We start from the raw sequence: 26,702 nt of genomic DNA on the forward strand, positions 1-26,702 counted from the left end.
TTTCAATGACTTACCGTTCTTGAAATTGGCGACCTATCCTTTTGCCGCTGGAAACTCTAGGTTAATCAGAGCTTCCTCTAGATATTTTTGAGTCAGAACCCTTATGTTGGAAACGTTTTAGGCTTTCTTATCTTTCTCCTCGTCACCGTCATCGCCAATTAAATCTCCGAGGCTTTCATCGCCAGAGAAGTCATCCAACGTAAACTCTTCGTCGGCATCGGATTCGTCGCCTTCCGCGTCGGCCAGAAGAGCATCTAAGTCGTCCATAGGCGCCTCTGGTAGTTCATCAAAGGTTTCACCGCTTTCGGCCAAGCCTTCGTCGCTTGAAATATCCATTCCTTGAGCGTCGGACTCGTCTTCATCATCGCTGCCCGAAATCAGAGCTTCCAAATCCACCTCTTCGTTATCGTCAGAAATATCGGCCATGGCTAAAGCTGCGCTGTCGGTACTAGCGGTATTTTTTGGCGTCTCTTCTTTCTTCTCTTTTTCTTTTGCAGGTTTCTCTTTGGCTTTCTTCGGTTTTTTCTCTTTTGGAGCTTCTTCACCATCGGCCGATTTTTTTCCGAAAATCATGCGATAAGCGATAAATGCCAACGCAAAGACCAAAAGGTTGCCGCCACCAATGGCCGCGTAGACCCACCAAGGTGTACCACTAGGCTCTGGCTCAGGAGGCACTTCGGCCTCTTGCGTATCGGGAGGTTCTTCGATTTTGGGTTCAGCCATGGGCCCTTCGGCAACCTTGCCATCGGGATAACTAAATGACATGGCTTTGGGTTCAAAGGTTGAGCGACTACCGTCTTTTTCGACAACATCAATCGACAGTGACAACTCGTAAGTACCTTCTTCTTTTGCTTCGTATTCCAACTGCCAAATATCATTTTTAGCCAGCACCAATGGCGCTATTTTGCTTTGTCGACTAGGACTTTTTATGCGAGCAATTACGTTGGTTTTATCCAAATCCAACGTCTGCAAAAAAGGAGACGCAATTATTTTGAAGAGGTTTGATTGCTCGGATTTTTGTTTGACTGTGATAGAAAAAGCATCGCGAACTGTTACCCGATGTTTAAATTGACGAGTAAAGGTTTTGCCATCAACCAGAATTTTTACGGTGTAATCACCAGCAGTGGCAAATTTTTCTAAAGTGGTTCTATAGATACCATCATTTGGAATGGCGTTGCTCAAACTCTCAACCCAACGGTCGCTTTCGCTGGTGATTTCAACACCAATATTGAGCAGCTGTAAGAAATTTTCGTCTGAGATTGTTGAACCTTCTTCCTGTAGCATTAATTCAACCGAAAGGTTTTGTCCGGTAAAAATATTTGCAGGTAAGGGTTTGACGATTAAATTTAAATCGCTTACCACCGTAATACGGCTGTCTGGAGCAATGCTCGCATCAACAATCCACTCACCCTCAAGAGGTCGTTGAATGGTGATCAAGTCATAGTCTAACGTCGAATGCCAATTGACATCGGCTTCCGAAGTTGCCGACTGCGCACTGTATTTATGTTGGTCAGGACCAATAATCGTGCTCGGTTGCAGCTTGTCTTGCTTAAAAATCAGCGCAGTAAATTCCTCGACACTGGAATCGACAAAAAAGCTATTGCCATCAATCGGTAACTGTTCGGCGGGAACCGCTTGATCAAAGGCGTTCAAAAATGCTTTCAGCAACTCATCTGCGGTTTTCGCGACCGCGGCTCGACCACCAGTATTCAGCGCTATTTTGCTTAGAAGTGTATTATCTGCATTATCCGAAAGAGCAATGGTGTGCACATGAATTCCGGCAGCGGCCAACGTTGGGATTACCTCATCAACAATTCTGCGCCACTCTTTCTCGTTGATTGCTGGATTTTTATCGATATCAACCATGCCATCGGTTAATAAAATGATGCTGGTTTGATAGTCTCCGCCAGCTTCTGCGGCATAGGCGGCTTTATCCAATGCTTCGCCGATGTTGGTATAAAGACCAACAGAGTTGATTTGCTTGGCAAGTGTCTGCGCTTGTTTCGCCCAATTTTCATCCACTGGTTTATGCGGTACAAGCATGTTTACATACTGACCAAAGGTCCAAACACCAGCCTTGCTGTTTTCTGGAAGTAACTTAACGAGCAGATCAACTGCCGGTTGGCGAAGATTTTGTGGATCGTTAAGTTTCATACTGCCGGAAATATCAACAACCAACCGAACATCCGCCGGCTGCTGTGCCGAAGCAATATTAGTAGTTAATAACACTGCTATCGACAAGCACAGCCATGCCGCTGCTAACCAATGCCGAAGAATATTTGAGTTTATGTGGCTGCTGCTCACGAAAAATCCTAAAATGCGCAAAATTTAATAAGGGCTTTTAAAAAAGTTTAGGAGATTTATCGACCAGTGCAGGAAAATCTTAATTGACCATTACGGTAATGCTAGATCTTCATAAGAAAAGTCTTACATAATGATATGCTAGTTATTTAGAAAGACTCTGTGGCTACTGGAAATTAATCGTTACTCGAAACTAATGACTATTTGAAATTAGCTTCACAAAAAAACACCACAACATTGCCTTTTACAGCGCAATTGTCTCGATCCACTCAAATAAAAACAGACTTAATTTTTGTGAAAAAACACATTTATATTGCATACACCGGCGGAACCATAGGAATGGAGCCGTCTGCACAAGGATACATTCCAAAAGCTGGTTTTTTGGCAAATACTTTAGCCGCTATGACCGAGCTAACACATGAAGAGATGCCAGACTATACGCTACACGAATATCAGCCACTTATAGATTCTTCCGACATGTCTCCTCGGCACTGGCAAATTATTGCCGAAGATATTCGCCAAAATTACGAAAAATACGACGGCTTTGTTGTTCTTCATGGTACCGATACCATGGCTTTTACGGCTTCAGCACTGTCATTTATGTTCGAGAACCTATCAAAACCTGTCGTTGTTACCGGCTCGCAAATTCCGATTGCACAACTAAGGTCGGACGGTCAAACAAACTTGTTGAATGCGCTGTATATCGCGGCAAACTATCCTATACACGAAGTAGGTTTGTTTTTTAATAACAAACTCTTACGAGGTAATCGCAGCAAAAAAATCCACTCCGATGGTTTAGCAGCGTTCAATTCTCCGAATTTACCTCCGTTACTGGAGGCTGGTATTAAAATAAAACCCATTGAAGGCGTCGTAAAAGACAATATTAATCAAGAGCTATTGGTTGCTGATATTAAATCGCAAGCAATTGGCGTTATTATGTTGTATCCGGGAATACAGGCCGAAGTTATTCGAAATGCGGTATTACAGCCTGTTAAAGCCCTAATACTAATCAGTTACGGCGTTGGTAATGCACCAAACAGCAAAGAATTCATTCAAGCAATTAAACATGCTATCGATAACGGCACAATTGTTGTTAATTGCACCCAGTGCTTAAAAGGGGGTGTAGACATGCAAAGTTACGCCACCGGCAATACATTGAAAAATCTCGGTGTTGTCTCTGCAAAAAATATGACTTTTGAGGCAAGCTTGGCAAAATTGCACTATTTGCTGTCGAAAGAGCTATCCTCGAACACCATAAAACAAATGTTCGAGGATAATCTTAGAGGCGAGATGGATTAAGGAAACTCTGATTAACCTAGAGTTTCCAGCGACACAAGGATGTGTCGCCAATTTCAAGAACGGTAAGTGATTGAAATTGTGAAGAAATTGGAAATCGCATTTTCAATTTCTGTCCTCTGATTAAATCAGGGATGAGTTAATCAGAGGTTCCTTAAGTGTTAAGCAACAATTTCCATTAATTGAAATCCACATTTAACCCTAGGTCTATTAAATACTCCATTTGACAGGGCTTACCGTCACAAAGCCCTGGATCAAATTTGGTCTCAAATAACAATGCAATAATAAACTCTGTCATAGCTTGATTAGGAGACGAATAAACTTGCACTTGTTCCGCAACACCTTTAGCACTCACAGTGGCAATTGCCACCAAATCTCCCTCACGTAAGTTAAGTTTGTGGTACTTAATTAGTGGTAGATAGATTGATTTCAAGCCTTTATTGGGAAAAGGTGGCGAATCATTTTCACCAAGGTCTTCATAATTAGCTCTTATAATTGCTTGCTCTTCTGGAGCCATTTGCTTGTAACGTTTATCGAAAGGTACCGAACTCGTCGCTAAATTGGTTTTAAAGCGCGACCCTACCTCAGGTTTACCTTTTAAAGTGTAGACTTTTGCATTCGTAAAAGCAGACAGTACAACAAAAATAACGAAAGTTATAAGCTTTACAGTTCTCATAGTTATAGTTCAGACCCATTAATTATCAGAGATATTTCGTCAGACGCTTCAAATGTGCAAAAAGGTTGCATCGAATCTCATCAAAGAACGAATAGAACCAAAGTCAAAGCATTGCTGATTCAATTACATAAATGCAGCTCCTGTAAACTCTACACAGTAGGAAGTATAAAATGGACTTTAACACTCAGCGACAACCCACAACTTCCAGTGTCTTAATGAGTTATCGAAAAGAACTCGACGGTCTGCGTGGTTTGGCGCTAATACTGGTATTGATGTATCACGCAGGTTTTAGCTGGTTAAGCGGTGGCTTTATTGCCATTGACATCTTTTTCGTGCTAAGCGGGTATCTTATAACCAATATCATTTTGAATGATATTGATTTACAGCGCTTTTCTTTTAAGAATTTCTACGATCGTAGAATGAGAAGAATTGCCCCGGCGTTCTATGCCATTATATTTCTAACGTTCGTACCGGCTTGGTTTATTCTAGTTCCTTTAGATATGGAAAGCTTTGCTATCAGTAATCTTTCCGCATCTACTTTTGTTTCTAACTTGTATTTCTGGCTAGACGCCAATTACTTTTCGTCCGAGGCAGAATTAAAACCGCTTTTGCACACGTGGAGTTTAGCGGTCGAATTTCAATTTTATTTATTTTTTCCGATTTTAATAATCTTAATTAGAAAACTCCTACCTAAATATCTCACACCAATTATTACTGCTCTTTTTTTGATAAGTTTACTGATTTGCCAATGGGGGGCCATAAACTCACCGACCGCAAACTATTATTTTCTACCGACCAGAATGTGGGAATTTCTCTACGGTACATTAATAGCTCTTGCAATGCTCGATGGCAAATTCCAAGCCTTTAGTAACAAATTATCCAATAACAATGCAGATCTGTTGAGCTTCATTGGATTTTTACTGATTGTTGTACCGCTATTTACTTTTCAAAAACAGTTTCTGTATCCCTCTTTTTACACACTGTTTCCTACCACAGGAAGCGCACTACTCATATTGTTTTGCGACAAATCCAAATTCCTCTTGGCATTTTTTAAATTCAGGCTTCTTGTCGGCTTCGGCTTAATCAGCTACAGCGCTTATCTTATACATCAACCGTTGTACGTTTTTGCCAGACAACTGGGTTACAGTACGCATCAAACAAGTATTGGTATTGCCTTAATTATAACGACTCTATTACTCGCAATATTATCTTGGAAATATATAGAATCACCACTGCGCGACAAAAAGCGAATCGCCAGCAAACCCTTTTATCTCATTATTTTAGCAATGGTCTTCGCCAATCTAGGAACCTCGATTATCGCCCAAAAAACCGATGGCTTGGCCTTTAGATTTCATCTGCCAGAAGTATTAGACAATAAATTTGAGTTGGCTCAACACAAAAATGGCTGGTGTTTTTACAGCGTAGATTCAAACAGATACTTACCCGTGGGAATTGAAGGTACTACATGCAATATTGGCCAAATAGACAATCCTAGATACACCGCGCTTCTCTTTGGTGACTCAACCACAGCGAGCTTTGAACCATTCTGGAATCAAATCGGCCAACAACTGAACATAAAGATTAATGTTGTGAGTACCAACTGGTGTTATCCATCACAAAGCGACAATTATTTATGGACCAAAGATACCCCCGCTTATGCGCAGTGTTTATATAATCGCAAATTTTTATCTGAACACTACCAAGAATATGATTTCATTATTTTATCATCAGTGTGGTCAAAGCTAGTTCAAGATAATGTTTACGATGAAAGCGTAGCGCTCATAAAATCTCTCGTTGAAGATAAAAATAAAAAAGTTGTATTAATGGCACAAACGCCAATTCTGGACCGGTTCGCAATATTAAGAACCATCTATCATCAACGTCCTATATCTTTTGAAGAGAGAGATGGCCTAGCGATATCTCTCAATACCGAATTGGAAAACTTAGCAAATAACAACGCAAATATTTACTTCATTAATCGCATTCAGATGTTTGGCCCAAACAAACAAGAGCAGTTATTAACAGATGAAGGTCTGCCCTATTCGTTAGACGGAATACATCTTAGTATTTACGGATCGCTCAAAGCAGCGGACATTTTCGCCGCCCAGTCAAACCTGACTTCTTTCACAGAATTTATTGAGAACTCTAATTAGCGCACCTCTGATTAAATCAAAGATCCGTTTCCTCAGGTCTTTACAGTCAATCAACGCTATCAATACGTATTCTCAATGCACACTTTCAATACACAAGGATTGTTACAAATAATGGCAAAAAGCCAGCACTATGGTAGATAAGTTTCCGATAAATGACCCATAAAACTTTAAGTTATTACCAACCCCTAAAAAGGAGCTGGTAATTATAAGAATTGTCTTCACAAACAATTTTTCGTTTAACTGGATTTATTGATTGAGAATTTATTGACTGAGGATTTTTTGTGCACAATAAAATATCCGCCAAAGACATCGCCAAAAAACATTCAATTAAAAATTAAGAAAGGTCTCTAACGTTCAAAGCATAAAAATCTGTTCTCATTCTCAATAAAATACTACAATCGAGCCGATAAACTATGAATATAAATAACAACTCCAAGAAAACCTCCATAGTTATAGATTCTTTAAGTTTTCCCTGAACTTAATATGACAGAATTGCTTCTAACCACAGTTACTCGGTAATCACCAGATCTAGCTCAATAAGATCCGCGCAACATATTGATAACCAACACAAACACTCTGTAACAACAGAAAAAATTTAAACAAGAAATAAAAATACATCTTTAATTTCTGACATTCTTATAAATACGTGGCGCAAATAAGAAAATAATCAACCATCATGGCGTATTTAAGACATTAAAAAACAGTCTGAAAAAATACAATTATTTGTGAATCTTTGAATTAAATTGATGAATTTGATGCCATTATTTGATTAAAAATCTATTCAAAATCCTCATCATTATCTTTTCTTAAAACAACGCTTTTCAATTACTTAACATTTATTTTTTACCCAAAAATAAATTTGCTCAAATTAAATCTCGTACAAAAAATAGTAAAACTGAGTTTTTATCAATAACGGTAAACACTTTTTAAACTCTATACTTTAAAGACTTTGCGTTTACACTCACATATTTCCCCGCTTTAAAATAGAAAAAGGCAAATACTAATTTTTTCATAAAAAGCAACAAGTCTAAAAAACATCTCCAAAGTTAAGATATGTATACCTTGTGTATGTAAAAATTCAAACAATACTTCTTACACTCCCAGTAATAAAAAAAATGGATTATTTGAAGATTAAAATTTAAAAATAATGTGGAATGGATACCAAAAAAATGTACATTTTTAGTTTACAAATAATTACATTGGTAATTATTTAATAACGAAAATGCTAGGATTTTTTTCAATTTAATCACCTCGTTAAAAAGCTGAAATTTCCACCAGTCTTTTTTTTAATAAATCACATGATAATATCCAAAGGGTCTAAGCTATTAAGTACTGCTTAGTCATTCACTCATGTGTGTCTCCCTCTGATTGATCTTGCAATTAATTTCGAACGTTCTAATTTTTTAAAATTAAAATATCGATTTATTGCACCAATAAAGCTGGAAATTAAATTAAAAAAATCATCTGTCTAATGGAAAGGACTAAATGTATGATGAAAAAACTATCCGCGATGGTTATCGTATCGACAATTGCGATGGCAGCTACACCTGCATTTGCTGATCAAGAAAATCACGATGTAGGTGGTCAAACAAAATCTCAAGCGCTTGGCTACATTGGTAAATTAAGTAAATCGGCCATTCAATCGGGTCAATTTCACCGCCTAAAAGCCGGTGCGAATTATGGCGATGTTTATTATGGTGTTGGTGATGAGAGCTTATCTGCTCGCATTATCTTTTGGCATAAAGTGGCTTTGGATTCTGTAGCACTTGACCACACGCCAACCGAAGAAGGTGTTTTCCCAGCACTGAGTCAAGGCGGTCCTACTCGTACCAGTCGTGCGTTAGCCATGGTTCAAGTAGCCGTTTTTGATGCGTTAAACGCAATTGATGGCACCTACAATTCATACGCTGCGAAAAGATTAAAAGCGCCTCGATTTGCTTCTGCTGACGCAGCTGTCACCTACGCAGCATACAGCACCTTAATGCGCTTATACCCAGCTCAAGAAGAACGTTTAAACGCAATTCTAGATGAAGAAGTGACACGCATTCAATCATTCACTCCACGTGTTAGCTTTAAACTAGGTAAGCGCGTTGGTATTGAATCTTATAAAGCGATGCGTGACATTCGTCAAAACGACAAATCGAACCGTACCGAGCCAGACTTTGGTGAAGGTGGCGCTGTAGCAGACGGCAATACCACTCATTTTGGTACACCTGTTAACGGTGGCACTTCACTTATCGGTGAATGGCAATCCGATCCTAACACGGCCGAAGAAGCCTTTGAATTTAACCTTGCTCTTGGCGCTTACTGGGGTGAAGTAACACCTTTCTTCTTAGATTCAGGTGATCAATTCCGTATTCCACCACCACCAACAACCGATTCAGCAGAATATGCAGCCGCTTACGCGGAAGTAGCAGCATTGGGTGGTTCTCCAGACAACCTAAACACGGTTAGCACCAGTTCTGATGACACTCGTTTCATCGGTAACTACTGGGGTTACGATGGTGTACCTTTAATTGGTGTACCACCACGTATTTACAACCAAATTACTGCGCAGTTAGCGAACGCCGAATACGCCGACCAACCCATTGAGCTTGCACGTGTTCTTGCCATGGTAAACATCGGTTTGGCTGATGCGGGTATTTCTGCCTGGGACAGTAAATTCTTCTACAACATGTGGCGTCCTGTTGTGGGTATTCGTGCAGAAGACGATAACCCAGCAACTGAACAAGATGTCACTTGGGACCCAGTTGGTATTTCGGTATTAAACACAACATCTCCGTTGCGTCCAACACCGCCGTTCCCATCTTACCCAAGCGGTCACGCAACTTTCGGTGGTGTAACCTTCGAAATTCTACGTGACATTTTCGGTGATGATCATTCTTTCACTTTCGTTTCTGATGAATATAACGGCGAAGGTTTCGATCCATTCTTCCCAGACGCACCACGCCCATTCGTGCCTGTTCGCTTTGATACTTTAACCGAAGCACAAGAGCAAAATGGTATCAGTCGTATTTACAACGGTGTGCACTGGATCTTCGATAACATCGAAGGACAAAACCAAGGTGTACAAATCGGCCGTTACTTGCTTGACGAAGTTGATGCGTTCAAACCTAAAAAGAAACGCGGTAAAAAATGGTAAGAACCAGATCGTTGTAACACTATGATTCTTTCATCTTAGTTATAATGATACCGACACCGACCTTGTCTTTGGCAAGGTCGGTTTATTTTTAAGAAACTTTGATTAACACAAACTTCTGTTGACACAAAATGCGTCGCCAATTATCAATAATGATGAAATATTGAAATCGAGACTAATTTTGAAAGCACGTTTTCAATTTCTCTCTTCTGATTAAACCGTTAATTAGAAAGGCGTTAATCAGAGATTTTTATACGTTTTAAACTGCATATTTGACATAAATATGCTATTCAGGGCTTTTGATTATGAAATTTATCAAATTACTTATTTTAGTATTAGTCACCACAGGTTTTACCGCTCATTCAGTAATCGCCGAAGAAGCAAGCAACACTGTTGCGCGCAAGCAAATTGTTGAACTGCTACCACAAGATTTTAAACCAGCATTTACTCGTGAAACCGTCATTAAATTAAATGCCATTGTTCATCGCTCTTTCGATGCCATCAACGAATACGACTCAAACATTCGCGATTTCCGCAAAGCCGTTGAAGAAGGCACAAAATCCGACGCCTCTGAAGAAGTTATGGAAATGACTAAGAAAAAACTGGCTCACCTAGACACACTAATGGCTAAATCAAAATCAGCCCTGGCCGATATGATGGCGGCTAAAACCGAGCTTGAAAACAGTGACGAAGAATACAACAAAGCCATTCTTGCAGGCATGGTTGATTTTGTAGAAGATGTAGAGCGAGAAATTTCTGCTCAAAATATTAAATTACATGCGATGGTTAAAACCACAGAAAGCTGAGTTAACACTCGCACACTATTTAACAAACAAAGTACATAATAGAATTAAATTACTGCAACAAAGCCTAAAAGCTCTGGTTAATTTTTTAATTTATCAGAGCTTTTTGGGTATCACTTACCGTAAATATTCGTATTAAACATCTATAATAGCCGTTAATTAACTCGTTAATAATTTAATTCGACAGCGGAAACTGATAAAAACTGCTATTTTACCTCCGTCCTCTAGAACTCTCTCATCTTTGGGTACGCCAACCAGATAACTTTCACCTATTTCAACCTCCTCGAATAAATCCGATAAAATAGCCAATAATCGTATTCGATTGCACTCCAAAACATTTCGTCCGCCGCCTAAGCAGTTGTTCCAACGAAAAAACATTTAACAATTTACCACCTAGCTGCCTAAGTGTTAACTGGCTTTTCCTGTGCACATAATCTTTAGAGCAGACTCTATCGCCGCTTTTAGCTATTCCGGCCCCAAATTTTTATATTCAAACTTAATTAAACTTCTTATGAAAACCAACTTTCATTGTTTAACGTTGTATACCGGGATAGAAAAATCACCTTCCATAAATTATTTAATTCGGAAAAAGATATGATGAAAAAAATGGCTCTCACAAGCCTAATATTCAGCGTTAATGCTTTCGCATTTAGCGATGATGTTTGTTATCTTCCAACCTTCGATCAAACCAAATTTTAACAAAGACAAGTACACAGATTATTCAGCAAAGCAGGCCGAACAGTGATTTACCACAGGTATTAACCAGAGAATTTGATCAACACGTAGGCGTAAATATCGCAAAAACGTTAAAAATAGTGAACGTTGTAGAAAGATTACAAACCATTGCACAAATATCCTGTGACAATCAATTAAACCCCTACCCTGGAGTGATAGAAAGCTGCAACTAAATAAAATAGAGCTGATGTTATTGAGTAATTAATATCAGATTTTAAACTATTTGTGCCAACCTCTGATTACTTCACACTTAATTTAATAAAACAATTAAACTTCGACTTCCAACACAACCGCAATTCTAATCTCGTCGTTCTTACCATTGGCAACACCGCTAGATCTTTCAGAAGCGCCAAACCCATCGAAACTACTTAGAACTCTTCTTTCAATTAAATTTTGGACGACTTATTTTTAATCACTCTCTGTATTTTAACACTCACTTCATCTCGGTTTATTCAGAACAACCCCACACGGTTAAAATATCAAAAAAAGCAATATTTCACATTTTTGAACATTCAGTTTTGATTAAGCCTGACTGATAGAATATTCAAAAATGATTTTCATTAAAGCGCATTAAATTCACACTAATAAAAAAGTTTATCACTCTAGATTTATCCTATTTATTTAACAACATAGAGATTTAAAGCACCAATCTAATACTTAAGCATTACCACAAAAAAAAGTAAAATCAATTAATTCTTTGGACGTTTAATTTTTATAACCCTTTAGCGTGAGAAACTAAAGGAAACCCTGATTAACTTAGAGCTTCCTCTAGACTTAGCAAAGAACATCAATAAAACAAAACTCACTTAAAAATTCAAAACAACTCTTTTTTTCTTACAATTAGAGACCTGAATAAATGAAAAAAATCAGTAGTGGATTATCGATATTAACATGTGTATTAATGCTAGCAGGCTGTGTAAATCGTGATTACAAACAATGGAAAGAATCTAGCAGTAACGATACTACCGAATGGCTTACGGATAGCCGGGTAACCCACATTCCTTTTAAAAATATCGCTGATAAGATTGTGATACCCGTGACTTTAAATGGGGGTAAAGAATTGGGATTTGCATTAGATACGGGGGCAGCAGCTTCTGCGCTGCTAGAGTCTCACCAAACCACCGATCTAAATTTGACCTCACAAGGTAAAATTACCATATCTGGTACCGGTAATGGAAAAAGCTCCAAGGGTAGTTTTATTCACAACGTGAATATTGGCACTGGTGATATAGTGTTAAAAAATAAAACCATTATTACTGCCACATTAGCGAATACACCTTTTTTTGAAAGTTTAGATGAAGTTTTTTTGGACGGAGTTCTTGGGTATGATCTTTTTAATTTTCTTGCAGTAGAAATTAATCATGATCAGTCTCTTATTACCCTCTACGAGACTGATGAGTTTGAAAGCATCTCCTACGATCGGTTAAATAATGGATGGGTAAAAGTACCTCTAGAAATATCCGGTAGAACTATTTACGTACAAAGTAAGGTATTGCTAAAAGACCAAAATTTACCATTAGAACTCAAATTTCATCTTGATACCGGTTCGAACGGTGTGATTAGCCTTTCGCCTAGCGCGCATGACAAAATTGAGCTCCCAGAAGAGCAATACACCGCAGAGTCACGTGGTTTCAATGGTATCTATGAAACCCAGAACGGCTTGGTTTCATACGTTGATATCGGTGGCTTCCAAATAAAAGAGCTTGTAGGTACTTTTACGGATTTTAGCCTCACTCCAAGTAAAAGAAATTCAAGTATTCACGGCACTATTGGTATGGAGTTATTTTCCAAATTTAACGTGGTATTTAATTATCAAGGAGGCTACATGTTAATTAAACCTAATAACACATTTGATACACCTATTACAGCTGGCCGGTCTGGGTTAGCAACGCTAATACATAAAGACGGTTACATCGTAAAATCAACAGATGAAAAACTCACTGAAAAACAGCCAAATTTGAGAGTAGGCGATATTATCCAGTCTATTAACAATGAACCTGCAACGCCAGAAAATATGGTCAAATTTAGCAAGCTATTATCCTCTCAAGCAGATTCGGTTAATATTTGTTGGATGAGAGAATCAGAACGCTATTGTGCAGATATTGAGTTAATGGATAGGTTGTAAATAGCACTAAATAGAGCATAATTAGCCAAAGGTTGGGTTTTTGCCAGCCCAACCTTAATTATTACACCAAAGACAAAACGGTAATACTTTAGGAATCTCTGATTAACTCATCCATGATTTAATCAGAGTACAGAAATTGAAAATACGATTTTCAATTTCTTCATAATTTCAATCACTTACCGTTCTTGAAATTGACGACACATCCTTGTGTCACCGGAAACTCTGGGTTAATCAGAGTTTCCTTTAATAGCTATCGATTATTTTTAATTGAAATCTCCGCCATCGTAATTTTTCAAAACAGCAATAACCTCACCTAAACCTCGGCTGAGGTAAATGTATTGCTGTATTTATAAACTTCTAGCGAGATTATTCCGATTTCTTTATCGCAGAATCCAGTCGATCTTGACGACCATCTATTAATTCTTGAACATTTCTAGCATCATCAATGAGTGTTGGAATATCGGTAGGAGCAACAGTCGTGGGTGATAAACTTTTATTGCTAATTAAGGTCGCTCCACCACTGTTTGTCGTCGTAGAAGATGTTTCAATATTCCGACTTGGCGCCGGTAATAAATTACGATTAATGGTTGTATCAACGGTGACTAATTCAGCTTCAACACCTTTTGGAGGTTGATCTGAAAATTGCCAATTACCTTGAGCATCACGCCATTTGTAGACAGGCACGCTATCGCGTTCATCATCACTAGAGACGTTAGGCACGAGATCGTTTATTGATGACTCCAATGAACGAGTGTCTGGCATAAAATCACTGATCGACAACCAAGGCGTACCATTTGGACTTTTAAGCACAAAAAGCCCAGCAAAACCTAGCACAAGTAAGCAACAGAAAACTTTAATCATTAAGCTCATAACAGTTAACCAATTATCGCCTTAAAAACACGTACACATTTATAGTAAAGGAAGCTCTGTTAACCTAGAGAGTCCGCCTGTGTCGCCAATTTCACGAACTGCAAGTGAATGAAATTAGCAAAAAATTAAAAGTCACGCATCCAACTTCTGATTTCTATTTAATTTGTGCCTTCCATTTATGAGTTCTAATTATATGACTTCGGAGTTAATCAGAGCTTCTAAATAAGTTAGTTATACTGTCATACAACCAAGAAGATTCCAATTGCGACATTATAAATAAGTAGAATAAGCGAGCAAAAATTAGACAAATAAATAAAGCGTTAACTTGCAGATTTTTTCTGCTTCATTAGGTTTATCCCTCATATAAAATTCTCTCAAAAATAAGGTTGATCGCTCTTTTTAATACGGATAATTTAAATATTTCGATGTAACAATAACAATGAGTTATCATCTTGTGAATGAGCATCATACGTTGCACTTAAATGAGTAAAAAGAAAGGCGCAATAGCCCCATTTGTGGAGAAATAATTTGACCATCCAGCTACTCAATTTTTTATACCGATTGCGAGAAAGTCTTTGGTTTCTGCCTTCACTAATGAGTCTGACAGCCTTTGGCTTGGCAGTATTAGCGAATTGGTTGGATGAACTTTATCATCATCAAGCTCATAAACATTGGCCTTCGTGGTTAATTTATCAAGGTGACCTTGAAGGCGCTCGCACCTTATTATCTACCGTAGCAGGATCGATGATTACCGTCGCCGGTGTTAGTTTTTCCATCACCATGGTTGCTTTGTCGCTAGCATCTTCGCAGTTTGGCCCGCGATTGTTAATGAACTTTATGCGAGACACCGGTAATCAGATAGTCTTGGGTACTTTTGTCTCGACATTTTTGTATTGTTTACTGGCGTTAGGGAATGTTAGTGGCACAGTCGATTATCCGCCTGCTGCATCGGCTTCCATTGGGCTTTTATTAGCAGTTATAAGTATCTTTGTATTGATTTATTTTATTCATCACGTCAGTTCCACCATTCGCGCGGAACACGTAGTGCGAGTTGTGGCAATTGATACTATGGCATCTATTAGACGCCTTATCGATGATTCTGGGCAGGAACTAAAAGAGAGTGCACCTGTTCCAGATCAATGGCCGTTATCGGAAACCTTTACCATCGAATCGCATCGCAGTGGTTATTTGCAAGCCATTGATGAGGCTCGAATTGTTCAACAATTAAAACGTTATGATGGCGTGATCAAACTCTGTCACCGCCCCGGTAAATTCATAAATGCCGGTGAGCCTTTGGCTTTTGTTCATGCTAAGCGTTGGAAGATTGGCGCAGCGAAAAATTTCGATAAATACTTTGTTATCGGTTTTTGCCGAACCGATGATCAAGATACTGAGTACGGAATTAGTCAACTGGTTGAAGTCGCGGTACGTGCGTTATCGCCCGGTATCAATGATCCACACACAGCCATTTCATGTATCGATTGGCTTGGGAGTGGTTTAAGGCAAATCGCCGATAAACCCTTAATTGGTATTTATCGTTTTGACAGTACAAAAAAAATTCGCCTAATTCGCCAAAAAGTTGATTTCGTCGGCTTGCTAGATGCGGCCTTTAACCAAATAAGACAAAACGGCCGCAATATACCCTCGGTAGCAATTCGCTTATTAGAAGCATTAGATTCTATATACACCGTCGCTAAAGATACCAATCGTCGGGAGCATATAACTCAACAAGCTAGATTAGTAATCGACGGCGCAAAAGGTGACGACTGGCAATCGAAAGACATCGATGATCTTAAAAAGCGATACCGGCATTTACTGGAAAACGGAAAGTTGACTGATTAATTTTAAAGACTGCAACTGATTAAGCAATCAAACCAATACCTTTATACCAACATTTACTATCTTTAACAGATTTGGCTTTTAGTGTTTCTTTTGAGCCAGCATTTGATGCATATAAAGATGAGAAATTTTTAACGTGCATAATCCACTGTTCTGGATTAAGCCCGAGAGAGTGGATAGTTTTTTCGGATGTATCGGAAATAAAGCCACGTTTGTCTTCACGAATACAGCGTCCGGTGGTTTCGACCAGCTCTAAGTAATCTGCAAACGTGATTGGAATGGCATCGGCAATATCAGTGTGCGCACTGCCGTGAAGTGGCTTTAGATGAGATTTTGGTAGAGATTGTAATCGAAGTAATTTTTCTATTTTTTGTTGTTTATTAATTTTTGATTGGATTCTTTTTTGATTGCTTTTTGTTAATTTGAGATCAATTTTTTGTACTGGGTTATCTGGATTTTTTTCCTGATTTGAATTTTTATCAGTTGTATTTTTAGAGTTTACAAAATCGAAAATACGCTGCTGGATTGAAGTAAAATCACTATCGATTAGATCATTGGCAATACCTGCACGGACTGGATTTAAATCGACATAAGCCATACAAGTGAGCAGCGCTTGTTCATCCAGCAAGGCTTGAGACTTAAAGCGCCCCTCCCAAAATCGACCTTTGCAGTTGTCTTCTTCATTGGCCATGCGAGCGATGGTTTCGTTTACGCCGCGCATAAACCAACTGATAGATGTTAAACGCTCGCGCCACTGCTCGATAATTTCTTCAGCTTTTTTCCGTTCTGCTTTCGACATTTCAGAACGAAAAGCAATCCATTTTTGAATTAATTTATCGCCTTTGTACAACTGCAACCAGCGCTCGACTACCTCATCCAAATTCCAACTTTCGGCACGACTTTTATCCACATGCAAAATTACGTGGTAATGATTGCTCATCACCGCGTATGCACAAATATCAATGGCATAAATATAGGATAAAAAACGAAGACGGGAGACCAACCACTGTTTGCGATGATCGAAATTTTCACCGGTTTCGTGATCATCGCCACATAAAAAAGCACGACGCACACAGCGAACCATGCAGTGATAAAACGGCGTATCGTCAATGAAGACTTGTTCGGAACGAGGTTTAGTCATGGTCTGGAATTATGGCAGAAGAGAAAAGCAAAGTCAAATTTATGGATGTCCTTTTATATTCACTTTGGATTATGGCAAAAACGAAAAGTAAAGTCAATTTTATGGATGTCCTTTTTACTAATTTTCGGAACGAGATTTAGTCATGTTTTGGGATTACGGCAGAGGAGAAAAGTAAAGTCAAATTTATGGATGTCCTATTAATTTCTATGGATGTCCTATTAATTTCTATTTCCTGACAGAGGATAAATGCAAAGTTAAGTTTATAAATGCCTTTTCAAAGATATTAAATATGCAAGATAGATCTGAGCAGCAAATAACATTAATAAAACGAAAGACACTATAATAAAACCAATTATTTTTTTTCGATGAGAAATTTGATCATAGAAGAAAATGCAACTCTTCCAACGATCATGCCTCAAAAAATAAAAATAATTCGACCCGAATATAAATGCACCCGCAAAATACAATCCCACTTTTTCACGCAGAGAAATCGTAACGTACCCCCCAGTAAAAACATTCATGTATAACAAGATTAAGAAAAGGAAAATAAAATTAGTCCAAAATCCCATATAACCAATTGCCCAAATATGGGGTGACAATCTCTTCCCACCCCAACTAGATGAGCTAAATTTATACATTGAGTAAAAAAAGAAATCGAAGAACATTAAAGATACACACCTATAAATTTTTATCTAAACGAATTATTGATATCTCTTATCAGGCGCCGGTGATTATCTGGAGGCACGATTGTCGGCTGGGGCCCTGCTTTAATAGCAGCGTCAAGAACTGTCGGCCCAACTACGGGAGCCAATGATACACCTGCGGCTGCTATAGGGAACCTCAATCCAACAACGGAAACTGTTTGGCTGAATGCAAAATCACTGAATTCACCCCCAGAGACGAAATCTACTATATTTCCCGCCGAATCTAAGACAAAAAACAAATTTCCCAAACCTGCACCAATATCTTCTAATTTAATCATTTTTACATATTGATTACCTGCCCACCCATTTAATGAGAACTTGACATTATTTTTAGATGTGAGACCTATTCGAGCTGTTTTCTCTTCTTCTAGCAGAGCTGCCCCAACCCCCAAAAGAGCCAATACCGGTGGAATGGAACTATTACTGTACGGTGAAACTCCTGCGCATGATAGCGGTATGGTACAGCTATTTTCGCCTTCCAACCTAATCCCAGATATAACTGGATTTCCACTTTCTTCTGGCAGTTGAGCAGTTACAACCACTTCTTCGATTTCTTCACCTTCTGAGTTAGTTGCTGTTCTTGTAGTTAAATCGAACTTTGTGGGCCGACCTATTTCACTACCAGGGTCTGCATTGGTATTGCTCCTGGAATCCATTCCTCCTTTATCACCAGCCTCTTTCTCCATCATTTCAGCAGGCGCAGCAGCTTGCTGAGCACCATTATTTTGCACCGGTGGAGTTGTCTGAGGAACACTTTGCTTTTGGGAATCACCGCCACTATCGCCACCAAAACTAAAAGTTTTGCATCCGGATACTTCAACTCCATCAATATTGCTACCGCAATACCCACTTGGATCCGTCCCCGCCAAGGGATTATTCATTATATACGAATACGGGTTCATGCTTTGGCTATTACCCGGAGACTGAATTACCGGGTCAACACTTAAAAAGCGGCCTAGGTTGTAATCATACACTCGGCCATTCATATGAATAAGTTCGACATCATCCAAATGTTCGTGGTCGGTAAAGCCACGGGTGGTGTATTGGCTGTCGAGCACGGCGTCTAGTTTGTCGCTGAGGTCACCGTCACGAGGTTTGCCAAAGGGATCGAAGCTGTGGGTTTCTACCGCCATGCCAAGGTCGTCGGCCATGGCAACGGTTGAGCCTAGGCGATCACGATGGGTAAAGACGATTTCTTGTTGTGTATCGCTGGCGGTTTCGGTTTCCGTGAGCACGGCAATCTCGTCGATAAAGTAGCGATACTGAGTTTTGCCGGTATCGGTAATTTTTTCGAAGAGTTTATCGATATAAACCGTGGTTTTAGCACCGTTGGTTTGCTTGTAGCGCGATAAATCTGGCGCATAAAAGAAACGTAAATCGGCACTGCCTTTTATCAACCGTGTTGGGTGGTTGTAGGTGTTGTAATAGGCCGTGGTTACGCCGTTTTCTTTGGTGCGGTTGCCGTTGTTATCGTAACCGTAGGTTTTTGTGGCGCCACTAATTAACGAAACTTGGCTTACCGCGTTAGGCTTGCTGCCGTTGTATTGGTAATTATTGGCAAAATCACTTTTGCTTAATAAATTACCCACGGCATCGTAACTATAATTAATGGTCGGGCCATTACTGCGATTATTTTGCAACAAACGGTGCATGTCGTCGTAGCTAAACGATTCTGTATAGGTAGAACCGGCAAGCTCGGTAGACATTTGCGTCAGGTTACCGAAGTGATCGAAGTTGTCGTAGGTTTGCTTATGAATAACACCGGTAATTTGGCTGAGCATCGCAGCACGTAATTGACCGGTTGCTTCGTCGTAATTGCGGTCTTGGGTTAATACACCTGCGGCAAGATCAGCCTGCAACCAATTACCAAAGGCATCTTGGTTATTAATTTTACGGTAAATATAACCGCTTGATGCGTTTTGAGTAGTCGTTAAATAACCGGTGCTGGAATATCCGTATTGCACGGTTAAACCACCGGGATAACGCATACCTTTAGGGCGACCGTAGTTTGCATCGTAATACGAATTAACGGTGTAGGTTTCGCCATCAATTTGCGTATTAACGCTAATTGGGCGCGATAATGAATCGTAATAATAGCTGCGCTCGAAAGCGCCATTACTTAATCGCTCGGCATTCATTAAACCAATGCCGTGGTTGGCGCCATCGTATTCCCAAGTAGACTCAAGGCTGCCATTAATACGGCGATTAATGGTTCGGCCTAAACGGTCGTAGGTGTAGGCTTTGGTATCGCCATTGGCGTCGGTTTCTGATGCGATTTCACCAAAACCGGTGTAGGCAAAGTTTTTACGGCCCATGTTTGGGTCATCCACCCAAAGTTTTTGGCCAAGGTCGTTGTATTTTGCGGTAATGCGATTGCCGTTGCCGTCTTGCATAACAATGGGTTGACCGGCACCGGTGTAGGCGTAACGGGTTACCGTACCAACGGCATCGACAGTTTCGGTCAGTTGCTGCAAGCCGTTGTAGGTACGCGATAGGTAATTACCACCGGCATTAATGTTGGTAGTAAAGCCCTCACCTGCTTCGTGCTCGTAGGTGGTACGTAACACTTGGCCATCGGTTTGGTCCATGGTTTTTTCGGTTAAACGACCAAGAACATCGTATTCCACATAATGGGTACCGTAACTCGAAGGCGCACCATAGGCCGGAGAAGACATAAAGACTTCTTGTCCCAGTTTGTTGTACGTCATTGCTTGAACAATCCACTGACCCGTTGCCAGTGCTTGGGTATCGGTGCGCACCGCTCTGCCTAACTTGTCTAAATAAACACGAGTTGTGGGCGTACCGGCTTGCACACTGGTTTGTTGCAAGATTAAACCCGGCGGACAACTCACATTGCTGCACATTTGCAGCGATGAATAGGCGGGCGGCAAGCCGGGCACGCGAGTTTCTATCGCGCGACCAAAGGCATCGTATTTAACGGTAGAGGTAATTCCGTTAGCGTCTGTAGTTTGTGTTGGTACGCCATATTTAGGATCGGTAACCACTTGCGATAGGTGGCCTTCTGGGTTGGTAACCCTCGCTACAAAGTAGCCATCGTTACTGTAGACGGTCGCGGTTTTGCGCTCAGTTTCACCAGAAGAATTCACCGATACCCAGGTTGGTAAACCGTACTGGTTGTATTCGGTGGCGGTTTGCACCGATTTACCGGTAACAGGCACAGCGGTAACATTGGTTGGCTTACGCAGGCCGATGTCCCAGGCGTTATATTGCATGGTGGTGGTTTGATCGGCATCGGTACCGGAATCAATAGCAACACCTTTACGACTTTCTACTGCGTGTTGGGTCGTAGTACGCGCAATGGGTTTGTCCCACCAACCATCGTTAATGTAGGTATCGTCAAAGCTTGATGTTGTGCTAGAGCGAACAATATGGCCGCCGCTTTCTTGATATTTTGTTTCTGCCGAGGTGGTTCTGCCCCACTGATCAAAATTTTGGGTTTCGATCATAGAATAGGTAAGGCTACCGGCTAGCGTACGTTTGGTTTGCGTGCGTTTCGCTTGACCAACAATGTACGGCACGTTAACAACGGTTTGCCATTCCACCTGCGGACTATTGACGAAATAATCGTTGCCCGAATTAAATTGCCCCGCCGGCCAAAAACGCCACTCGTATTTAGACTCGTTAAACGGTGTTGGTGGCGCATTATCATTATTGTATTCATAGCCTTCGTATTGGCTCATGTGATACATGCGCCCAGCTAACGGATACACCTGATGGAATTCAACGCGTGAGGTAATTTCGGCATCAAGATCTTCGGTAATAATGGTTCTAAAACCTTGGAAGCCTCTACCTTGCCAGTTGTACATTGCGCCTTTGTAACGGTACTGCGTACGATTTAAATTATCGCCCACACCGTTCGATTGACGGAATTCCGCAACCACATACATATTACTGGTGAAGTGATAATGCTGTGCCCGCGCCTCGGCACTTAAACTGTTTAAGTAATTAAAATCTGGCTCGTAAAAGGGTTGATTAGCCGAATGGTAATTTGAATCTTGTGAACTTAATGGCCGATACGTCCACTCGCTACGAACACCAAAACCATTTTCAACCGACTCCAACATATCGATTGGTTGATAGCGTTCACCATTTTTTGCAGAACCGCGATTACGGTTGATGTAAATGCCCGGCGCACGACCAGTCATAACACCAAAACCTTTCGACTCATCAAATGAATGTGCAGAATTAGTTAAACCGTAGGAAAATATAAAATCGGTTAAACCATTACCAAAAGCACCGATAGGCAAAGAAGCAGCCGCCGAACCAACTATTCCAGAATCTTCGCCACGAACGCGAAAAACCCCCGGACTTATTTCTTTAAACTTTAATACATCGTAGTGATATACACTGTTATCGTTGTAATCGATACTGGGTAAAGCAGTTTTAATTTGACCACTAAAGGTTTGATATTGACCAAAAAACTCCTCTCCGCAAATATTTTCTGTACCACCGATAATGTTATAAATAGAGCAAGCTGTTACCTCACGAAGACCATTTGGAACCAATAGATCTACACGTCCATCAGCATCGTAGTCCATTTCCTTTATCCCATAACTAAATTTTGGGTACGTCACATTAAACTGATCTCCAAGCTCTCTACCCGTGGGATACTCAACCGATTTACTTTCAAGCCTATATTCACTACCGAGATCTTGCCACAGAGTAAAACTTCCATCGCCTTTGTTTAGAGCTAGATTAAGATTAGAGTTATTTCCAGACCAGGCTATCCAATCGAGAGCACCATCACCATTTATATCTAAAAACTTATGGAAGAGATTGGGGAAATAATTATTAACATTTAAATGGACTAAATATTGAGATAAATCCAGCTCAGAAAAACTAACCTCTCCACTTGAAGATATGCTAGACACAATAAATAGCATTGGAATTGGCTGCTCAGGACTAATGGAAACACCAGCAGCATTATACTCAGTACCATTTACTAAAAAATCAGGCACTCCGTCACCGTTTACATCTCCAACAGGGGTTGCGTTTGTTGCAGAAGATATCGAAGTAAAAGTCACATTATATTCTTCTTCAAAAATTTTTGGTCCTCTAACAGAATACGGATTAGAAAAATTCCCCGTATGAAACCATAAATATAGACGACGTGGCTCACCAGGATCGCCTATAAATTCAGTACCTAATTCGTCTTCGTAGGTAACAATATCAGTGAGTCCATCACCGTTATAATCAGCTGCTTGTACGATACCTGAAACCTGCCCAAGTGATGGTAGATCAACACTCGTGGTCACCCATTTTCCTGTTCTAGATAATAAAATTTGTAATTTATTATTATTTACTCTCCAGAGATCAGTTCTGCCATCATTATCGAAATCAGCAATAATACAATTGACTGAATAGGAAATTGTTTCCGTATAGCATTTCCCTGGAGGCAACTCGTCAGAGTAATTGCCAACACCTTCTGCGTTAACTTGCCAACCAGACCAATCTAAAATGCCATCTCCATTCGCATCTCCTCTAGGTAACAATTTCTGAATATTATATTCTGGCTGTGTGTAAAATTGAGTAACTTGCGCATTTTGACTGGTTTTAAAACCAAGCGGTTCAAGTTCAAATTGCGGAGCAGAATCTAACCAAGTAAATTCTGTTTTGGGTACACAGTATTTTTGTGAATTTAAATAGGCACAATCTTCAACCGCGGTTAATAAACTGCGTTCAGATGCATCACTTAATTTATAACTTAAATTAAATTCACGTATTTTAGTGTTTTGATAATACGTAGAAATTTGGCGGATACGTTGAGACTGAACCGTTAAACCACCGGCTAAATAGGCAGAGGTTACATCGGGACGATTTTCGTAGCTAAATTCAACACGGCGATCACCGTGGGAAGCCACCGTACCTGTGTACTCAATTTTTTGAATATGATACTCACCCATACCACTGCCAAATTGTTGATAGGTATAGTGAATATAATTACCGGCTAGATCTTTTTGATCGGCCATCAACCAGCTAGTTGGAGAGGATTTTCCACCGGCGAATACTCTCGAATTTGCACTAGTCCCGTAACTCGACACCGATCCATCGCGCATTTTTACAGTAAATGAAGAGCTTCCACTGGAGATATTGTTGGTTTGCGTAACAACAGTAAAGCGATCGGATTCTGGATAATAAGTTGCTCCAGAATTACCATAGGTACCACTGTTTAAAAGTAGTCGCTGGCCGTTGTAACAAAGTTTATCGGTAGATTTGTATTGAACGGGTAGATTAATACCATCGTGCACAAGGGTTGATGGGCACCGAGAAATGGCGCCACCAGCCGACATTTGCCAACCCATACCTAAAGTACTGTTACCGGAAGATCCACCATAATTAATAGAAACTTCTGGAGCGATATCGGCACGGCCCGGTGGTAAAGGAATAGGAATAGTGTAACTTGCTTGACCACCACTAACACTGGCTTCACCGGTAACGACACCGGAGGTTGCATCGTGGTTACCTGTGGCAGAAATAAAAGACGCATCATCGATAGCACTGGCAAAAGGTAATGCAGTATCGGCATAACTCGGCTTAGAGCCCGAAACTTTTATGGAGCTGCTATCGTAAGCCGAGCATTTAGTAGCGCCCGGTGTTCGATTACAGGCGCGAACATCAATTGTGTGGTCACCTTGTGAAATATTATTGGCAATGTAATTGAGCGCCAAACCACCATCTAACCAGGTACCGGAATCAATACGCACATGATAAACGTCGATAAATGCTGTGCTAGTAACGCTCCATTCAGCACCAATTTGGCCATTAGAATCGCTACCCGAGGCGGTAATTTCTGGTTTTACGGGTGTTGGGTGATTAATGTTGTAACTGTTTGAAAGTGCTAATACGCCGCAACCAGAATTGTTGCAGGCATGCACTCTAAATTGATAATTGCCGTCGGGTAAATTAGTAGCGTTGTAGCTTCTTGTAGTACCTGTTAGTTCCCAATCACTGTATAACTCGCCTTCTTTTAAAATTGCGACCTCATAAAAATCAACAGCCGAATCTGTCGGCGCCGCCCACGACAGATTAATTTCACCGGTTTGCGATTTAACAGCTGCATTAAGATCATTAGGAATTAAAGGTATTTTTAAAACATTAATTGCATTAAGAGTAGCACTCGCACTACAACCGGATGCGTTACAAGCCTGAACCGAGAAGGTGTGATTACCATCTTTCACTCGGTCTAAATTTAAATAAAGTCTATTCGACGCGGTAGTATACGTATTACTAACAACACCTGATTCGGTAATGCGATACTCATTGATGGTTTGCTGAGATGCTTGCCAACTTAATCGAACATTTCCATCGGTTATGACACTTGTGTTCGATTGAGTAAAAGCTGTAGGCGTAGTCGGAGTTTTTAAAACGGTTACTGTTTTAATATCACTCGGAGTATTACATTGACCACCTAAGCACGCACGCACCCTGTAAGTGTAGGTGCCATCAGACTTGTTGGAATAGGTATAAATTATTTGGCCGTTGGATTCGGTAAAATTAGTTACGTTTACCCAGGAGCCAGAATTTTCTTGTATTTGATAAACGCCAACACCTGCCGATGAATTCCAGCGAACTTGATAAGTGCCATCTTTACTATTAGGTTCAGGAAGTGTAACTACGCGTTTACTAGCAACAACAACTTGAAATGGTATTGCATCGCCTTGATATATAAAATTATTACAAGGCTGGAAGCAATCATTGTAAATATAATGTTTCGCTGTGTAACGGTATACCCCATCACCTAGATTATAAACCGGTCCTTGAATATTAAGGTCAGACAAACTCTGTACTTTATTATATACAATTCTACCGTTCTCATATACATCATGTCGAATTGAACCAGGAAATTTTAATGTAACTATAAAATCAGCATTAGTAGTAAGAATAGGGCCTATAAAAGACTCTGTAATTGCTTGAGAATACTCATAGTCGACAACCACTTTTTTATCAACGCTGTCACCACTACAATAACTGCCATTACATGCGATTACATCATAATACCAATCACCTTCGGCTCTTCCTTCTTCAGCGTAATTTAACGCTGCACCGTTATAAATAGTCTGCCACGAACCAGCTCCCAATTTTCTTCGTAATTGATATGAGGTAGGAGCTACACCAGAAGGTTTAGCCCAAGAAACTGTGAAATAAGGAATGTTAGAAGTATTAGGTGCAGTTGGCGCTGAAGGCGTTCCTGGACGAGGATCAATAACCGTTACCAATGTATCAGTACTATAAGCACTGCACGCTGTGCCCGCACAAGCCGAAACGCTGTAATACCAGCTACCGGGTGTTCTACCAGAATCGTCAAAATATAAATTGCTGCCAGAATAAATTTGTGACCAAGAACCGCTACCTAAACGTCGACGCAATTTATATGAAGTAGCAGAAGTACCGCCGGGTTTCGTCCAATTTATTCTGTAACTAGTATTTGTGGTACTGCCTACCGATGTTGGCTTAGCCGGAGTGTTCGGAGATTGAGGAACGATAGAAACATTGACTGTATATGAACCTAACTTCTGAAAAACATCTCTGGGCTCACTACCACTAAAAACAAGCTTATAGCCCCAAATATCGTATAGATAAGTACCGTTACTTTTTCCTGTGACGCTATATTCGCCAGCTGATGATTTGTCAGTTTTTATAACACCATTTTCGTATATTCTAAAAGGTCCACTTTCGTATCCCGACGTAGTCCAGACTACTTTGTAAATTCCGTCAGTATCTGGATTGGTCGCAGTAGAACCAGAAAAGCTTATTGCATGTGCTTTGAAAGCAACAGAAAAAGCTAGAAAAAGAAATATTTTTAAGAAACGGTAGTTTTTCATAAAGGCTTATAAACGGTATATTTACGGGAGAATAACCGCTCAATGCTAAATAAAAATGTGACGCTCTGTAAAACGCT

11 protein-coding genes are annotated in these 26,702 nt (G+C 40.1%); 6 read left to right on the top strand and 5 right to left on the bottom strand.

From position 1 onward, the window contains the following. Positions 1–117 precede the first annotated feature (117 nt). Positions 118–2,304, bottom strand: a complete 2,187-nt coding sequence (locus ACYQ2C_RS11865) for a VWA domain-containing protein (protein ID WP_460102811.1) — start codon at positions 2,302–2,304, stop codon at positions 118–120. A 291-nt stretch (positions 2,305–2,595) separates the two neighbouring features. Between ACYQ2C_RS11865 and ansA the strand changes: the two genes are divergently transcribed. After that, positions 2,596–3,600, top strand: coding sequence for an asparaginase (gene ansA / locus ACYQ2C_RS11870; protein WP_460102813.1), 1,005 nt, complete (start codon positions 2,596–2,598; stop codon positions 3,598–3,600). A 175-nt stretch (positions 3,601–3,775) separates the two neighbouring features. Here the strand turns inward: ansA and ACYQ2C_RS11875 are convergent, their stop codons facing one another. Further along, positions 3,776–4,273: a hypothetical protein gene (locus ACYQ2C_RS11875; RefSeq protein WP_460050877.1), complete on the bottom strand. Its 498-nt coding sequence runs from the start codon at positions 4,271–4,273 to the stop codon at positions 3,776–3,778. 170 nt (positions 4,274–4,443) lie between these two features. Between ACYQ2C_RS11875 and ACYQ2C_RS11880 the strand changes: the two genes are divergently transcribed. The 4 genes from ACYQ2C_RS11880 (at position 4,444) to ACYQ2C_RS11895 (ending at position 13,228) form a co-directional block, all read left to right on the top strand. Beyond that, the gene (locus tag ACYQ2C_RS11880) at positions 4,444–6,426 is read left to right on the top strand and encodes an acyltransferase family protein (protein WP_460102816.1); all 1,983 of its coding nucleotides are present in this window, start codon (positions 4,444–4,446) and stop codon (positions 6,424–6,426) included. A gap of 1,489 nt (positions 6,427–7,915) precedes the next feature. After that, positions 7,916–9,568 carry a vanadium-dependent haloperoxidase gene (locus tag ACYQ2C_RS11885; RefSeq protein WP_460102818.1) on the top strand — a complete coding sequence of 551 codons (1,653 nt, stop codon included), beginning with the start codon at positions 7,916–7,918 and terminating at the stop codon, positions 9,566–9,568. A gap of 302 nt (positions 9,569–9,870) precedes the next feature. Further along, positions 9,871–10,371, top strand: a complete 501-nt coding sequence (locus ACYQ2C_RS11890) for a hypothetical protein (protein ID WP_460102820.1) — start codon at positions 9,871–9,873, stop codon at positions 10,369–10,371. A gap of 1,588 nt (positions 10,372–11,959) precedes the next feature. Further along, positions 11,960–13,228, top strand: a complete 1,269-nt coding sequence (locus ACYQ2C_RS11895; protein WP_460102822.1) for an aspartyl protease family protein — start codon at positions 11,960–11,962, stop codon at positions 13,226–13,228. Positions 13,229–13,594: 366 nt separating this feature from the next. Here ACYQ2C_RS11895 and ACYQ2C_RS11900 read toward each other — a convergent pair whose 3' ends face one another. Next, positions 13,595–14,038 (bottom strand): DUF4124 domain-containing protein, encoded by a 444-nt coding sequence (locus tag ACYQ2C_RS11900; RefSeq protein WP_460115684.1) that lies wholly within the window; start codon positions 14,036–14,038, stop codon positions 13,595–13,597. A gap of 588 nt (positions 14,039–14,626) precedes the next feature. Here ACYQ2C_RS11900 and ACYQ2C_RS11905 point away from each other — a divergent pair. Further along, on the top strand, positions 14,627–15,940 hold the full coding sequence (locus tag ACYQ2C_RS11905) for a DUF2254 domain-containing protein (protein WP_460115686.1): 1,314 nt from the start codon (positions 14,627–14,629) through the stop codon (positions 15,938–15,940). A 19-nt stretch (positions 15,941–15,959) separates the two neighbouring features. On the opposite strand, the gene ACYQ2C_RS11910 is transcribed toward ACYQ2C_RS11905, so the two are convergent. Both ACYQ2C_RS11910 and ACYQ2C_RS11915 read right to left on the bottom strand, forming a co-directional pair. Beyond that, the gene (locus ACYQ2C_RS11910; RefSeq protein WP_460102826.1) at positions 15,960–17,078 is read right to left on the bottom strand and encodes a transposase; all 1,119 of its coding nucleotides are present in this window, start codon (positions 17,076–17,078) and stop codon (positions 15,960–15,962) included. A gap of 688 nt (positions 17,079–17,766) precedes the next feature. Next, on the bottom strand, positions 17,767–26,625 hold the full coding sequence (locus ACYQ2C_RS11915) for an FG-GAP-like repeat-containing protein (protein WP_460102829.1): 8,859 nt from the start codon (positions 26,623–26,625) through the stop codon (positions 17,767–17,769). Positions 26,626–26,702 lie beyond the last annotated feature (77 nt).

It is taken from the genome of Sessilibacter sp. MAH3, assembly GCF_054658275.1.